Here is a 15,001-nt window from a genome sequence, read left to right as displayed (position 1 = left end):
TTCCAACTATATTTCTCAACTTTTTCCAACTACATTTCTCAACTATATTTCTTAACTGTCTTTCTTAATATTTTACTGAAATACATTTCCGAACTATGTCGCTGAACAATGTTACTGAATACTATTGCTAAACTCTGTTTCCAAAGGTATATTCTATTCATCCATCAAACCTTACTTATTATTCAAATATTCAAATATTCAAATATTCAAATATTCAAATATTCGAATAATTACATGGGAAGAAAGGGATCTTATATGCTCAGAATAATTCCGGCGGGAGCCAGGCATTTTGAGGATTCAGGCTGGCTAAAAAGCTACATGCTTTTTTCTTTTTCAAACTATTATGATCCTGACAACGTCCAGTTTGGAAACCTGCGCGCCTTTAATGATGATACCGTCCAGCCGGGAAAGGGGTTTTCGGCTCACAGGCACTCCGAGATGGAAATTATATCCGTTGTTCTTGACGGGGAAATAACGCATGAAGACAGTATGGGGAACAGGGGAACCCTTGGAAAAGAAGAAGTACAGAGCATTACCGCAGGTACAGGGATACTTCATTCAGAGTTTAACAGGGATAAGGAAGTCCTGCACTTTTATCAGATCTGGATTTTACCGTCCAGAAGTGGCCTCGAACCTTCTTATTCTCAAAAAAAGTTTGAATGCATGGAATGGAGAAATCAGCTGCATCCGGTCGCTTCTGGACAGGATTTTAAGGACGCCCTGAAGATAAACGCCGATGCAACAGTTTACCGGTGCAGCCTCGAAAAGGGACATGTTATCCATTTTTACACACAGGATAACCGCCGAACTTTCATTTACACGTCTGTCGGCGAGCTCACCGTTAATGGACAGAGAATAGAGCAGGGAGATCAGGCTCGCATTGACCTTGAGCAGGTAATCCACATGGAATCTGTTTGTGCAGGTCAGCCTGCAGAATTTATCCTGATTGATGTTTCCACTCAGGGAGCGGAAATCCATAACAGGAACTGAGCACGGAATAAGTGTTTTTGAGGCTCATTTTTGAGACAAAAAACCAATCTCAATTTCATTGCCAACAAACCAATCTCAACATCGTGGTCGAATAAAACCAATCCTGTCATTACTGGCTGACAACAAGAATATTATCTTGATAGACTGTATTCTTATAAACCAGGTCTGACAGAGAAAGTCCTGATAAAAAAATTAAAAAAACACATGAAAAGTAAAAAACTCTAAAAAAGGAGATGAGAAGAGGCATACTCAACTGGGAAGAGGAAGTGACAGAAAAGAAAAACTGCCAGGGAGAGGGAGTGATACGATACAGGATCAGCCAGGCAGAGGCGAATCTGACGAGGCTGGAGTTCTCCGGGAGAGAAGCCTGGAAGAACATGAAGATTCTGGCAAGGAGGAATCTTTAGAGGCTGAAGTAACTGAAAAAGAGAATAATTCAGAGAAAAGCCTTCCTGAAAGAGGAAGTGATAAAAAGAAAGGGCATTCAGGGAGAGGAAATGATTGACGGAAGACCAGCCGGAATGGGGAGGGTCTTAAAGGGCAGAAGTTCGGGAAGCCAGATAAAAGTTGAGAGGTTAAGGAAGAAGTAAAGAAGCAGAAGATTGCGGCACAGCCCACTTTGTATATGAAGGATTAATCTTATTTTTATAATAAAGGAACAATGAAACAGTTACTGAATTTAGATGTTTGAGTTGTTAATGGCAAATTCAAAACAGAGTCCCAGTTTTATTGAATATAACAGAGGATAAAACTGGACAGCATAGAGAATAGAGTTGAAGTGGGGGGTAAAAATAGTTTAGAGAGGGATTTGCCCCCGCACTTCTCTATTGCTTCTGATATCTGAGAGACCGGGTGAGGAATGGCGAACCTCACTTCGGACCTCTTTTCCCGATACCTCTCCCTGAGCTTAAACCGAGGAATGGCAAAAAACCTCGATTTTGCCTCAAGAGGGCGGGGTTCCGGGTTGCCCAGAGCAGACTGAGGAATGGCGAACCTCAATTGCCCTGCTGTTTTTTGCTAAATGCTCTCATGAACCCCATTCAATATTAGCATTTAGGACTACAAGCTATAGTATAACTGTTACATATAAAACATAAATGGAAATGATTTTTTTTTTACTTTGTTGTAATAAAGAACCTTCAAATTTTTCAAGCGGCTTATCAGATCGGTAAACTAAAAATGTTTGACTTTTCGAATTTTGCTTTTATACTTTCTGCCGAAAACCCCTCTATTTATTAGAAGGGTATTATTTTCAACGGAAATTTATTTATACTAACAGGTTTGAAATTTCTCATCTTAATTAAAAATCCTGATAGATCGCTTTGTTTTTTCTGATTTAAATACTCTTTTATGCATTTTTTCTTTCATTTTCTTTTTCTTTTATCTTCGTTTCTTTCTTATCTCTTTTCTTTTATCTTCGTTCTTTTCTTATTTTTCTTATTTTATCTTCGTTCTTTTTTTATTTTTCTTATTTTATCTTCGTTCCTTTATGATCTCTCCTGAAATGTGTCTCCCCTATCTTAAATAATATATTTTAGAATTTTATTTTTTTCCAAGAGAAATAAAAATGCGTTTCCCATAGCAGAGCTAAGTATTAATACTTAGTATGTGAAATATTTTACTAAGTTCAAGAGGTTATGTGCCAATAACATAGGGAGTTTTTTGAATGGAAGAGATTTCTCTGTTCCTGATATTTCTTTCTGTTCTTGCAGGCTACCTGCTGGGAATAGTTTCAGGGTTATTGCCCGGAGTACATACAAATAATTTCGCACTTGCACTCGTAGCTTTTTCCCCCTTTCTGGCTGAAAAAGGGGTCGCTCCGTTTTATATTGCTCTCATAATCCTCTCAAATGCGGTGTCTCACACGTTTCACGACATAATCCCGTCCGTGTTTTTAGGCGCACCTGACGGAGACACAGCCCTTGCAGTCCTCCCAGGCCACAGGCTTCTGCTTGAAGGTGCAGGTGCAGAAGCAATAAGGCTCTCTGCCCTGGGGAGTGCGGGCTCTGTGTTTACATCCATGCTTTTTTTATTGCCTTTCTCTCTTTTTTTCGGGGCGTTTTATCCCTACATTCAAGATAGTATGGTATGGATCCTGCTCACGATTGTATTTATTACGATTGCGAGCGAGAAAAACGGGGAGGTGGAGGGAAAGAAAGGCTTGGGTTTGCTTGCAAAATATAAGTATAAAGCTATGGCTCTTCTCCTGTTCCTTATCACAGGAATTCTGGGCCTTTTTGCTTTTTCCAGAGAGGACCTCCTCACTCCCATCATAAACTTCGGGGAAGCTTCCATGCTCCTTCCTCTCCTTAGCGGGCTTTTCGGGGCATCCCAGTTAATAATAAGTCTTTTTACAGGCTCCGAGATCCCTGAAAAATCCATTTCCAAATTTGAGCTTTCCAGAAAAAGAATCCTGAGAGGAGTCTTTACCGGCAGTGCTGCAGGCTCCCTTGTAGCCTGGCTTCCGGGTGTTTCCTCTTCTATTGCCGCTCTTCTGGTAGGGCTTTTTGTTCGCTCGGACTTTGACAGAAGACCAATTAAAAAAGAAGACTCAGAACCTGTACCTGGAGAGCGAAAGTCCTCCCTTTTTTCTGATTCACGCGCAGACCACCAGACTCTTGAAAGCTCAAAGGAGTTTATAGTATCCATCTCAGGAGTAAACACCTCAAATGCAATCTTCGGGCTCGTAGCTCTTCTTATCATAGGAAAGACCAGAAGCGGCGCAATGGTTGCTATAAATGACATACTGGGTATAGAATCACTTGGTTTTCAGATAATTATGCTCTTTTTCGCTGCCATACTCCTTTCTGCCCTGTTTTCATACTTTTCCACAGTATGGATAGGGAATAATGCCCATCATATGCTCCGAAAAATTGACTACACCAAGCTCTGCACAGGTGTCCTTATAGGACTTGCGGTAATGGTATATCTTTTTACAGGTCTTTTCGGTTTATTCATTTTCATTATTTCTACCCCTATAGGCATGCTCCCTTCTTTTATGAACATCAGAAAATCCCATGCAATGGGGGTCATTTTACTGCCTGTTATCAGTTACTTCTTACAGTATAGCTTTTAAACAAAAATCTAATTTTGAACAAAGATCCATTTGAACAAAGATCCATTTGAACAATGATCTAAAAACGATTCCTCTGACTATCTTTGACTATTATACTATTAATCAGTATCCGGAAACTTTACCTGTAATTTCGTTCAGATCTTTGCCTGTTTATTTAGTCTTTCCACAAATTCCGGTTGCAGTATCTCCAGCAGTTCGAGAGGAAAAGTTTGAGCGGAAAAGCCTGGAATACCTGAGTTTTCAAAATTAGCTAAACTTTCCAATGCTACTTTACTAATAAGTAAAAATATAAAACTTAAAATGTATTGGGCTGAAATTGTAGAGGGAGCAAAATACAAAGGCTAAATAAAAAATAAATTCCTTAATTTAAAAGTGGCTGGATATTAAAGAAATTAATATGAAATAAAGGGATTTAAATAAAGTCCAAAGCCTTATTTTGATTTGACTGTAGTAATAATTAATGAAAAGGGGTTTACAGGATATGAAAGCACAACTCGAAAAGCGTCTGGCAGAGCTCAGGGCTGAGTATGAGACCGGTCAGAAAATCTTCAAAGATATTGAAGCAAAAATTGTAGAGCTTGAAAAAAGGAAAAATAATCTGAATGAAACACTCCTCAGGATCAGCGGGGCAATAGAGCTTCTGGAAGAGGTTCTGGGAGAAGATAGTAAAAACGAAGTTACAGAAGTATCAGATACAGATTCTCAGGATACGGAATCACAGAATAAAAATGTTGAGGTTCCTTTTGTCGTAAGATTACCTCTGGAGAAGGCTGTTAAAAAGCTGGAAGAATCGGGATTGCTTGCCGGCAATATCGGAGAGAAAAGTATCTTTGTAGCAGGCGTCCATTTTGGAGACGTTATCCAGCAGGAACCAAAAGGGGGAATGCTTGCAGACAGAGGGTCGACCGTGGACCTGATTGTGGCAACCAAGGGAAAGCTTAAACCTAATCTGGGCAGGGATTCGCCTTTATGCCAATTTTCAAAGCATTGAGGTCAGGAGTTAAGGATCAGGAGAAGAAACCTGACTCAGAGAAGTCTGAATTTTAAAAACAAAAGGAAAGCATATTGTATACAGGACCTGGTAATGATGAGAGGACTTGAATCCGAATACGGTGTAATTCTTCCGGAACTCCGCGGGCACTGCAAGGCCGCAATCAGGAATTTCGGCAATTTAAATAGTTCTGGGGATGTGGATCTGCATTCTTCTTTTAAGGATTTCTGGACGGAATGCAGCCGGGTTTCAGCCATTCTCTGGTGCAAAAGTGACAAAAAATACCGGCAACGCCTGAGATCGGTCCTTTCTATAGCAGATAATTCTCCTCTCTCCCCGAGGCTCATGTCCATAACGGAGACAGAGCTTAAAAAAATGGAAAATCTCCCGGGAGAGAGTCAAGGGGGAGAGAGTCAAGGTATCCAGAAAGCAGCTCCCTTTTCTTATGACTCTGCTCAGGAAGTTCTAAAGATTAAGGATAAAAGGCTTGAAATCCTGCCCCTATTTATGGCTGTAAGGGATCTTTACTCTTCTCTCCCTTTTTTTGATGAACTCAAATCCTGTACTGAAATGCTTGAAAAGGATCCCTGGGACGCCACAGCACTCTTTCAGAAATCCTTACTTCTTTATAAGGCGGGAAGGTTTGAAAATTCCCTGAAATTTATAGAGCAGGTGCTTGAAATCGTACCTGATGACTTCAGAGTCTGGTATAATAAAGGTGTAATTCTTTCGGATATGGGTCTGCTTAAAGAGGCACTGGATGCTTATGACAGGGCAATTGAGCTTGAACCTTCTTTTGAGATCGTATGGGACAATAAGGGAGTAGTGCTCGCAGGGCTAGGCAGGCTTGAGGAAGCACTTGAAACATATGAAAAAGTGCTCCTGAGAGACCCGAAATATGCAGAGGCCTGGGCAGGAAAAGGCTCGGTTCTTTCTGCACTTGACAGGAAAGAAGAAGCTCTTGAGGCATACAGCTCAGCTCTGAAAATCAGACCCGACTATCCTGAAGCCCTGAAAGCTGCCGGAAACCTTCTTTTCAAGCTCGGCAGGTATGAGAAAGCTCTATCAACATATGATATGGCTCTTCAGGCTTCACCGGAAGATCCCGGGCTCTGGGCTGGAAGGGGGCTTGTCCTTTCCGAACTGAACAAACAGGAAGAAGCCCTGCAGAACTGTAACCGAGCCCTTGAACTGAAGCCGGGATTTAATCCAGCTCTTGAGATCAAGGTCGAAATCCTTTCGAGAATTAGCCGCCAGAAAGCCGAAAAATCCCGATAATTTTTTCTTTACTGGCTATATTTTACACAAACCCTTTATTCCGCTTATTCAGTAAAATTCGAATCAGAAAAAGTATATCTTATTTGAAATAAAAAGTCCTCAATACAGGCTTGCTCCGGTTTCATGCATAAAACCGGAAAACAAGGCATGGAAAATGTTTCCTGAAGGGGCCCGAATAATCTCCATTAAAAGAGGATTTCGAAATGAACGAGCAAAAGAACACTGCAGAAAACACCGTAAATAAGCAAAAGGATCTGGAAACGGCAGGAAAAACCAGAGAAAAAGAGGACCCCAAACAGCTCCTTCTAACAGCCAGTGAAACCGACAATTATGAGGACAAGCTCAGGATCTACGACAAAGCCTTGGGTCTGGACCCTCTGTACTTTGATGCCTGGCTCCAGAAAGGTTTTGTCCTTGACAGGCTGGGGAGGTCGAATGAAGCTCTTGACTGTTATAACAAAGCTCTCGAAATCGTGCCTGATCACCTGGGAATAAAATGCCTCAAGGGTTTTGCTTACAGCAATCTGAAGGATTATGAAAAAGCTATAGAATGTTATGATGAGGTCCTTAAAGTCAATTCTGAAGATGTCTTTTCCCTGTTCCAAAAAGGTTCTGTTCTGGAAAACCTTGGGAGGTACGGAGAAGCCATGGAAGCTTACGACAGAGCTCTTGAGATCGACCCTGCTGATATCCTTATCAGAGAAAAAAAGATGAGACTTCTCGGGCTTATTTATAAAAAGGGAACTCTGGTCGATTCTCCGGACAGCGACTTCAACTGAACTTCAATGCCCGAAAAATCTTATTTAAAACCGGAATTTAAAAGCCAGAATATAAAAACCAGAATATAACAGCCAGAATATAAAAACCAGAATATAAAAAATAGTACAGGCTGTTTTCCAGCCTTTACTTTTTACTCTGCTCGTTTTCCTTTCTTACCTCTTCAACTGTTTCCATAAGTTTTTCTTTGATTTTGATGATCGCGTTAACAGCTTCACCGCCTTCATCAATAGGGGCCCTCTTTTCCAGGTCAGCCTTCATTAACTGCTGGTCAAAAGGTATTTCTCCAAGTACGGGGATGCCAAGCTCTTCAAGCCTGTCATTGACCTTTCCTGCGCCCCCTTTGTTGATTACTGCAGCGATATGTTTTACCCCTATCTCGGAGGAGAGCTTTTTTATCCTCTCGGCTGTTTCAAGAGACCTTGCTCCAGGCTCCACAACCACGATCATAAGGTCCATCCCGCGCGTGGTGCCCCTGCCCAGGTGCTCTATACCGGCTTCCATGTCAAGGATAACCGCGCTCTTCTCCTTAAGCATAAGGTGTCTTAGAAGGGCCCTGAGGAAGGCTGATGCGGGACACATGCACCCGCTTCCTCCTTTATCCACTGTACCCATGACAAGCATCCTGACTCCATCGGGTCCTATAACCCCGTATTTGCCTGCAATGTCGTCAACTTTCGGGTTATAGATAAAAGCCCCGCCTTCGGCACCTGCCCTTTCCTGAATAAGGTCTTTGAAATCGGTAAGGGGTTTTGGGGGATTTTCTATACCCAGAGAAGATGCAAGGTTCATGTCCGGGTCTGCATCTATTGCCAGGACTTCGTATCCGTCTCTTGCAAGCAGTCTTGCCAGAGTGCCTGAGAGAGTAGTCTTTCCAACGCCGCCTTTTCCGGTGATTGCTATTTTTATTCGAATTCCCCCTGGGATTTAATATAATTCAAATGGAATATTTTCTACTTGGATATGACCATCAAACTGTTTATACTTATTGATTTATATCTGGTTTTCTGGAAAAAATCCGGAGAACTTCAATATTTTTATTCTGCTCTCCGGAATCTATTTTCAGGGGGGCTTTAGCCTTAATTTTTATCTGTACGTAGCCTTAATTTTATCTGTACGTTATATCCAGTTTTGGCTCAAAGTCTCCTTCATCACATTCGAGGCTATAGAAGGCTACATAGTCGGAGTTTTCATAGCGCGTTTTTATCAGGAAACCCGTATTTTCATATTTGCCGCTTACGTATTCTTTTACGAGATCGGTTACGTCCAGCTCATAATATCTGAAGTCAGGAAGCGTCCCGCTTTTAATTGTAAATGTAGCATAAGGAGTTTTTCCCTGGGCTGCTCCCTTCTTATCGTACCAGTCTCCTCCGGCATTTTTCCACTTAACACCTCTATCTTTTTTATTCCAGCTTACATGGTCAGGATCCCACGAATCGGCAGGTCTGTAAAGATCAACAACAGTATCTCTGGTCTTTGGAACAGTCGGATAGTACCAGTAAAGAGAAAGAACTGCACTGCTTATTTTTTCAGCATCTGCGTATCCGCTCAGGTCAAACCAAATTATATCCCTGTCGTTTCCAACTCCGGGGCTGTTTCCAAGATCGAGGCAGGGCTTGCTCGGATAGGTGTATTCAGGAGATTTTTCACGCAGTCTGTTATCATACATCTCAGATATCTGTGGACCTGCTGTGGGTGCGGAAGTCTGGAGCCCCGGAGATGCAGGTATTTTTGAGTCTGTTACAGGAGTTGCCCCTTTCAGGGATGCATAATTAGTATTTCCGTACCTTCCGATATTAATCCTGTTTCCATTGTCTTCAGGCTCATTTGAATAGTCCGAGGATGGATTTCCGGCGTCAATGCACGGGGAACTTACACTATCCTTTACCCATGCTGAGCCTGTCCAGCGCCCGGCTGTTGATTTAAGATGATAGTCACCATTTTTACTATCTGCGAAAAGAGGGTCAGCATTTATGTCAGTTGGATGATTTACGTTTTTATAATTGCCGGCTGCATTATTGTAGACGCAGTTGTATTCCAGAACCATATTATGTGACTTGGGGAGGCAATTAACCACACCATACCCGGTGTTGGTTCCTTTTGTTTTTCTGGGGACTGTATTAACAATTATGTTATTTCTTACAGTTGTCGTATATCCTTTTCCTGAAGGTCCGGCATTGTCGTCGGTCTTGTACATATTTACAACTGCCGCATTATGAACCCCGTCAAAGACGTTGTTTTCGACCAGTACATTATGGAATCCGCTGCCAAGAACCCCTCCAACCCACTGAATATTTTTGTTCGTACCCGAACCGCTGAAAATATTGTGGTGGATGTGGCAGCTTGTTAAGCTTTTATCATATGCACCGGCAGTCCCGATAACCCATATTCCAGGCCCGTAAGTGTTTGTGATCAGGTTATCATAGATCTCTACATCCATACTGCCTGATGACCTGTGGATCTGGATACCCGGACCCGCGTTCGGATAAGAATCAATGAAGTTATCATGGAACTTTACGTTATCAGAATTCCAGACTCTGAGCCCGCTATTTATCCGGCAGGTAATCCTGTTGTTCCAGGCTTCCACATTCCTGGACTCAACAGCATAAAACCCATCATGCCCGGGTAAATTTACTGTATTGTCATGGAACTGGATATTTTCGCAATCGTATATTCGCAATCCGTCGCCATGCCCATCGTGCATGTACATATCATATACAAAGAGATTTTTTACGTGAAGGAAGCAGATGCAATTGTAATATCCTTCTCCAACCGGAGTTTCGGTATTCCCGTCATGGTTTGCATCGATTTCAAACCCTCTTATGGTTATATTGCTTAGCGAACCCTTGTTACCGATTAAGGGGACCATGGGCTCATTGGCCCATCCTGCATGATTAACCAGTTTGACAACAGCGTCGGAATCCCCCTCAAGAATCGTATTGCTGCCTATCAGGAGAGTGTCATCAATTACATATGTAAAAGGCCCTTTGAGGTGAACAGTTGTATATTTAGAGTTTTCTGCAACGAATTTAAGAGCCTGGTTAATCTGTAAGTTATCGTCTTGTCCATCACAGTTGAAATCTCCACTGCCGTCTCCTGCAACATAAACAACCGGACCTGAAGACATGCATAAAACAACAGGAACGTGTGCAAAAAAGAGGAGGCAGCCTGCCAGAAATATAATTCCTGATTTTCCTTTCAACATTTTTTCCACCTGGATAAAATTAATATAATATTTCTTAATGTATACTGAACAAAAATTTATATTGTAATGTATCAATTTTTTCAAGGAAACTCTACCTGCAGGTAAAGTGACTCTCCCCAGGTTTTTAGTTTCTCTATGATACAAGCAACAATATTTTGCAGGTTGTATACACTATTCCGGGATTCACGCTTTAGAATAAGCCCAGGCGGATTCCCCTGCCAGAGGTCATTAATTTTTGTAAAAATCGATTATACAATGGCAGGGTTCAGACTTGATTCTGATGCGTATAACTGTCTAACTTCCTATTGTAGTTAATGAAGCCATCATATAAAAAATATTGCAAATAAACCCATGAAACTTTCAATTTTATTTAAAAAAAGATTTGGATATCATTATAAACTATTGTATAATTAAGTACCTGATGAATTAACTGATAGATGAATTAAATGATAACAGGTCAATTGCCCCTGAATGCTTCTTTTTACATCTCATTTATGAAATCAAATCCTTTTTCCGAAGCAATCTGTGAAAGGTATTTTTCTATATGCCCACCCTGCTTTTTAGAAAAGCCAGAATCTCTGGCAAGCCTGTCAAGTGTTTTCTGGACTCCGGTTCCGTACTGCACTGCTTTTTTCTCTTTCCAGAGAATTTTCGGAGGGAGAAGGCCTTCCGCAGCTTTCCTGAGGATGTATTTTCGTATATAAACGCCTTCTTTTTTCCTGACTTTAAGTTCTGGACTTATTGCAAGCCCGGTTTTTATTACTTCTTTATCCAGAAAAGGCACCCTGAGTTCAACGGAATTTGCCATGGCAACCATGTCGTCTCTTTCAAGGTTGATTGCTGAGATGTTCTCAAGGTCAGAGTAAATCTCCCTATCAAGAACATCAGCTCCCTGCTCGAAAAATCCTTCATGCCTGCTGTACCCTCCAAAGAGTTCGTCTGCTCCCTGCCCTGTCAGAAGGACTCGTTTTCCCTCTTCTCTTGCGGTTTTTGCGACTATGTGAAGAGGAAGCCCTATGGCAACCTTCATGGGGTCGGTAGATTCGGTTGCGTAGATTACTTCAGGGACCGCTGCTTCGATTTCTTCGGGAGAAAGGAAATGAGTCTTGAGATTCCTTTTCATGCCTATGGCTTCGGCTGCATACTCTGCCTGGGCAATGTCATGGGAATCAGGAAGCCCAACAGCATAAAGGGAGACATACGGGTCTATTCTTTTTGCAAGGGCTGCCAGAAAAGTGCTGTCAATGCCTCCTGAAAATGCTATTCCTGAAATAGGGGTAAGCCTGAGTTCCACAGCCTTTTCAAGAGCTGCCTTCAGGTAAATTATGGCTTCTTTTTCTGCGGAAATTCTCTTCTCAGGCTGTGTTATTTTAAGTGATTTTTCCGTAAATTTTTCTGCTATTTTTCCGTTTTCTGTACTGAAGCCCATAATCCCTCCCTGAGGAAATGGTTTTACTTCTCTCCCGGTGAACGCAAGGGCTTTTTTTTCTGAGGCAAAAGCTAATCCTGGTTTTACCATACTTTTTTCATAAAAATAAAAAAGAGGCTTTACTCCCGACGGGTCCCTGGCAAGGACAAGCTCTGTCCCGCAGGCATATGCAAGGGCGTAATCCCCATTTACTTTCGAAAGCACGGAAAAGACGGCATTTGTCGGCTTAATCCCTTTCCTAACCTTGCGTTCTATAAGTGTAAAAAGAAGCTCGGTATCAGAATCGGTTTTTAACCCGATTTCGGCTGCAAGCTCTCGAAAATTGTATATCTCTCCGTTAAGTACGAGGGACCCTGTTCCGGTAAGCGGCTGGGGCATGTCTCCTGTTATCTTTAGCAGTGTATTTCCTATGCTCAGTTTTCCTTCAGTATGGATTCCACAGGCATCAGGTCCTCTGTGCCCGAGGATTGCAAGCATTTTTTTTACTTTCGTATTGCTGTCAGGAGTTCCGAACATTCCCGCTATTCCGCACATAATTACACCTTTTTCTGTCCTCTGTTCGGTATACACAACTCCGCCCTGTATTTATTGCTTTGCCATCCCCGTAAATGGAAGTGCATCTGTGAATATCCCGAAAAACCGCTGCATTCAGGTAAACAGATTTTCAAAAAACTGCTTGCAATGCAGGCTGAAATACGCAGTTTAAAATACGACAAGTCATTAAAATATGATTGCTAAAATAATGTTATTAAAATTAAGGTCACTAAAATTAAGGTCATTAAAATTAATTGTTAAGCTGTATGGGTCAGAGAGATCTTTATAATTAAACTCGTAGGCGAAGCGAAAAAGACCTTGTGCTATTTCACTCGCAGTTCACCTTCCGGAAGATCTTGGATTTCCTGTGACCCGCACAGAATTCCGGATGGCGCGACAGGAGGAGAAATCATGTCTTTTTGTCTGCAGTCCTTAAATCCGCAGTCCTTAAAAAGAAGAGCTCTAAAATTAGCATAAAACAAAATTGGGAGAAGATTATTTTCCAGAATACCCGTTTTGCCTGAATCTTTTCAGTTTTTCTTTTTCATCCGGGCGGCTCCTCCCTAAGAACTTCCACAGCGAACACGGGATCCCCTTGCAGTGCAGCAAAGGGATTTCTTGCGCTTTTTTCATCCCCTATCCAGATGGAGTGAGTGCAGAAAAAGCAACAGCAGCGTGTGGTGTACAGGTCATTTTTTGGCACGTAAGCTCTGCAGCAATTGCTGCCTCTAAGAACTCCATGTTTGCAGAGAACAAGCTGCCTGGTCAGGTGCAGGTCCTATTCCAGTCTGAACTGTTCACTGCCCCAACTATCAGGTCCATTGAAGTTCAGTATTTCACCCAATTTATATTGGGTTATATATACATTTAAAACTTCCCTGATCTGTCGAATATTTTTATAACAAAGATTTTATAATTATTAATGGTATCTAGACAAAATTCGGACAAAAAGAAAAATTTAATTTCCCAGAACTTTGACAGAGAATTCTGATCTTTGTGAAGGAAGTTTTTTATCGCCGTCCTCCAATATACGCAACGTTTTTAAGCATCTTACAATTATTATGTGCAGACCGGAAATTGTTTACCTTTAAATTTGCTTACCTTTAACCCTATATAGTATTCGGGATACTGAAAAAAGGCAAAGTCCGATTAATCCAAATATTTAATTTAAAGATTCAAAAAATTTAAAGATTCAAAATTGAGGCTTATAAAGATGCAGTACCAGGCAACAGTAACCATTGAACAGAAAGCAGGCATGCTTGATCCTGAAGGCACCACAGCCAAGAGGGCTCTCGGACACCTTGGATACGCAGTCGAAAGCGTAAAGACTGCAAAACTGTATGAAATCGTGCTTGAAGCCGAATCTGCCGAAGTTGCAAAGCAGAAAGTTGATGAGATGTGCCAGAAACTTATTGCAAACCCAATCATTCACAACTACACAATAGAGCTCAGGGAATTCAACTAAGGGTTCGCTGCGGGAATAAATGATTGAAAAGCAAATCCAGAAAACTAAATGCTTTGTAAATTTGAAGGAAGATTGAGGGAAAAAGATGAAAATTGCCATTATTCAGTTCGGAGGCACAAACTGCGACATGGACGTTCTTCATGTCCTTAAAGACGTGGTTGGTGTGGATGCCGAAACTGTCTGGTACAAAGAAGAAAGCCTGACAGGTTTTGACGGAGTTGTTGTCCCCGGAGGCTTTTCCTATGGTGATTATCTCAGGGCGGGAGCTATAGCAGCCAGAACTCCTATTATGGATTCCATAAAGAAAATTGCATCCGAAGGAAAACCTGTCCTGGGTATCTGCAATGGTTTCCAGATCCTGACCGAAGCCCGGCTTCTCGAAGGGGCTCTTACTACAAATGAGTATCCCAAATTCAGGTGTCACTGGACCAACCTCAGAGTAGAAACAGCAAATACCCCCTTTACCTCAAAGTTCAGGAAAGGAGAGGTTATCAAGCTGCCGATAGCCCATATGGAAGGCAAATTCTACGCTGAAGAAGCAACCCTTGCAGAGCTTGACGAGAATGAACAGGTTGTTTTCCGTTATGTGGACGAAAAAGGAAGGCTAACTGATAAAGCCAATCCCAACGGTTCCCTGGAAAATATTGCAGGAATAGTGAACTCTTCAAGAAACGTTCTCGGGCTCATGCCTCATCCTGAAAGGGCATCTGAATCAATCCTTGGTTCTGATGAAGGCAGGAAGGTTTTCGAGTCCATGGCGGATTATATTACAGAAAATTTCTAATCCGCTTTTTACTTCTTTTTTAGTTATTTCTTTCTAAACTATCTCTTTTCAAATTACTTCTTTTTTATTTATCTCTTTTTTATTTATCTCTTTTTTATTTATCTCTTTTTTATTTATCTTTTCTCAAGCTACATCTTTTTATGCTACTTCTTTTCAGATTATTTTTTAACTCTAAGGTTGAAATTTCCCTCTCTCGAAGCGAAGCGACAGGTGGGGGACGAAAGCCTCTGCCAGAATGAGCCTGGAACATACCTTAAAGGGCTCTCCGCCAACACTATCTATCAAATTATATTTTTCAAGTATGTGATATCCTGTATTTCCGGTATTTTCTGTCGTCCTGGCGGTTTTAACAGTAAATATTATGGATCTTCAAAAAAATGTGCTTTTATCTTGGTAATATTATGGTTAATATACTTAATATCAAGTAGCAAATAAGATAACAAAAGTATTAAATACCAATTGGTACTATAGA

General features: G+C 41.4%; 14 protein-coding genes. 10 read left to right on the top strand and 4 right to left on the bottom strand.

Annotated features, from left to right (window positions below):
* Positions 1 to 255: 255 nt before the first annotated feature.
* Positions 256 to 990: a pirin family protein gene (locus MSMAS_RS10330; RefSeq protein ID WP_048046537.1), complete on the top strand. Its 735-nt coding sequence runs from the start codon at positions 256 to 258 to the stop codon at positions 988 to 990.
* 233 nt (positions 991 to 1,223) lie between these two features.
* Positions 1,224 to 1,397: a hypothetical protein gene (locus MSMAS_RS18865; RefSeq protein ID WP_155395243.1), complete on the top strand. Its 174-nt coding sequence runs from the start codon at positions 1,224 to 1,226 to the stop codon at positions 1,395 to 1,397.
* A 319-nt stretch (positions 1,398 to 1,716) separates the two neighbouring features.
* Here the strand turns inward: MSMAS_RS18865 and MSMAS_RS18860 are convergent, their stop codons facing one another.
* Positions 1,717 to 1,989, bottom strand: a complete 273-nt coding sequence (locus tag MSMAS_RS18860) for a hypothetical protein (RefSeq protein WP_155395242.1) — start codon at positions 1,987 to 1,989, stop codon at positions 1,717 to 1,719.
* A 667-nt stretch (positions 1,990 to 2,656) separates the two neighbouring features.
* Here MSMAS_RS18860 and MSMAS_RS10325 point away from each other — a divergent pair.
* The 4 genes from MSMAS_RS10325 to MSMAS_RS10305 all read left to right on the top strand — a co-directional run bounded on the left by MSMAS_RS10325 (position 2,657) and on the right by MSMAS_RS10305 (position 7,114).
* A complete protein-coding gene (locus MSMAS_RS10325; protein ID WP_011034707.1) occupies positions 2,657 to 4,066 on the top strand; it encodes a tripartite tricarboxylate transporter permease in 1,410 nt (469 codons plus the stop codon).
* A 481-nt stretch (positions 4,067 to 4,547) separates the two neighbouring features.
* Positions 4,548 to 5,057: a PASTA domain-containing protein gene (locus MSMAS_RS10315; protein ID WP_048046536.1), complete on the top strand. Its 510-nt coding sequence runs from the start codon at positions 4,548 to 4,550 to the stop codon at positions 5,055 to 5,057.
* Positions 5,058 to 5,150: 93 nt separating this feature from the next.
* Complete coding sequence (locus MSMAS_RS10310; RefSeq protein ID WP_230633234.1) at positions 5,151 to 6,335, top strand: tetratricopeptide repeat protein; 1,185 nt, start codon at positions 5,151 to 5,153, stop codon at positions 6,333 to 6,335.
* Between the two features lie 203 nt (positions 6,336 to 6,538).
* On the top strand, positions 6,539 to 7,114 hold the full coding sequence (locus MSMAS_RS10305; RefSeq protein ID WP_011034710.1) for a tetratricopeptide repeat protein: 576 nt from the start codon (positions 6,539 to 6,541) through the stop codon (positions 7,112 to 7,114).
* A gap of 124 nt (positions 7,115 to 7,238) precedes the next feature.
* Here MSMAS_RS10305 and MSMAS_RS10300 read toward each other — a convergent pair whose 3' ends face one another.
* The gene (locus tag MSMAS_RS10300) at positions 7,239 to 7,964 is read right to left on the bottom strand and encodes an ATP-binding protein (protein WP_226987758.1); all 726 of its coding nucleotides are present in this window, start codon (positions 7,962 to 7,964) and stop codon (positions 7,239 to 7,241) included.
* On the opposite strand from MSMAS_RS10300, the gene MSMAS_RS19535 reads away from it, so the two are divergent.
* On the top strand, positions 7,903 to 8,043 hold the full coding sequence (locus MSMAS_RS19535; RefSeq protein ID WP_226987613.1) for a hypothetical protein: 141 nt from the start codon (positions 7,903 to 7,905) through the stop codon (positions 8,041 to 8,043). The genes MSMAS_RS10300 and MSMAS_RS19535 overlap by 62 nt on opposite strands.
* A 177-nt stretch (positions 8,044 to 8,220) precedes the next feature.
* Here the strand turns inward: MSMAS_RS19535 and MSMAS_RS10295 are convergent, their stop codons facing one another.
* Together MSMAS_RS10295 and MSMAS_RS10290 are read right to left on the bottom strand one after the other, a co-directional pair.
* The gene (locus tag MSMAS_RS10295) at positions 8,221 to 10,317 is read right to left on the bottom strand and encodes a disaggregatase related repeat-containing protein (RefSeq protein WP_052273708.1); all 2,097 of its coding nucleotides are present in this window, start codon (positions 10,315 to 10,317) and stop codon (positions 8,221 to 8,223) included.
* 481 nt (positions 10,318 to 10,798) lie between these two features.
* On the bottom strand, positions 10,799 to 12,316 hold the full coding sequence (locus MSMAS_RS10290; protein ID WP_230625146.1) for an asparagine synthetase B family protein: 1,518 nt from the start codon (positions 12,314 to 12,316) through the stop codon (positions 10,799 to 10,801).
* A gap of 559 nt (positions 12,317 to 12,875) precedes the next feature.
* On the opposite strand from MSMAS_RS10290, the gene MSMAS_RS10285 reads away from it, so the two are divergent.
* The 3 genes from MSMAS_RS10285 to purQ all read left to right on the top strand — a co-directional run bounded on the left by MSMAS_RS10285 (position 12,876) and on the right by purQ (position 14,529).
* A complete protein-coding gene (locus tag MSMAS_RS10285; protein ID WP_155395241.1) occupies positions 12,876 to 13,151 on the top strand; it encodes a hypothetical protein in 276 nt (91 codons plus the stop codon).
* Positions 13,152 to 13,493: 342 nt separating this feature from the next.
* Positions 13,494 to 13,745 carry a phosphoribosylformylglycinamidine synthase subunit PurS gene (gene purS, locus MSMAS_RS10280; protein WP_011034714.1) on the top strand — a complete coding sequence of 84 codons (252 nt, stop codon included), beginning with the start codon at positions 13,494 to 13,496 and terminating at the stop codon, positions 13,743 to 13,745.
* A gap of 85 nt (positions 13,746 to 13,830) precedes the next feature.
* Positions 13,831 to 14,529, top strand: coding sequence for a phosphoribosylformylglycinamidine synthase subunit PurQ (gene purQ / locus MSMAS_RS10275; RefSeq protein ID WP_011034715.1), 699 nt, complete (start codon positions 13,831 to 13,833; stop codon positions 14,527 to 14,529).
* Positions 14,530 to 15,001: the final 472 nt, after the last annotated feature.

The sequence above is a fragment of the Methanosarcina mazei S-6 genome (genome assembly GCF_000970205.1).
Lineage (GTDB): Archaea > Halobacteriota > Methanosarcinia > Methanosarcinales > Methanosarcinaceae > Methanosarcina > Methanosarcina mazei.
This window is presented reverse-complemented; position numbering and strand designations above follow the sequence as displayed.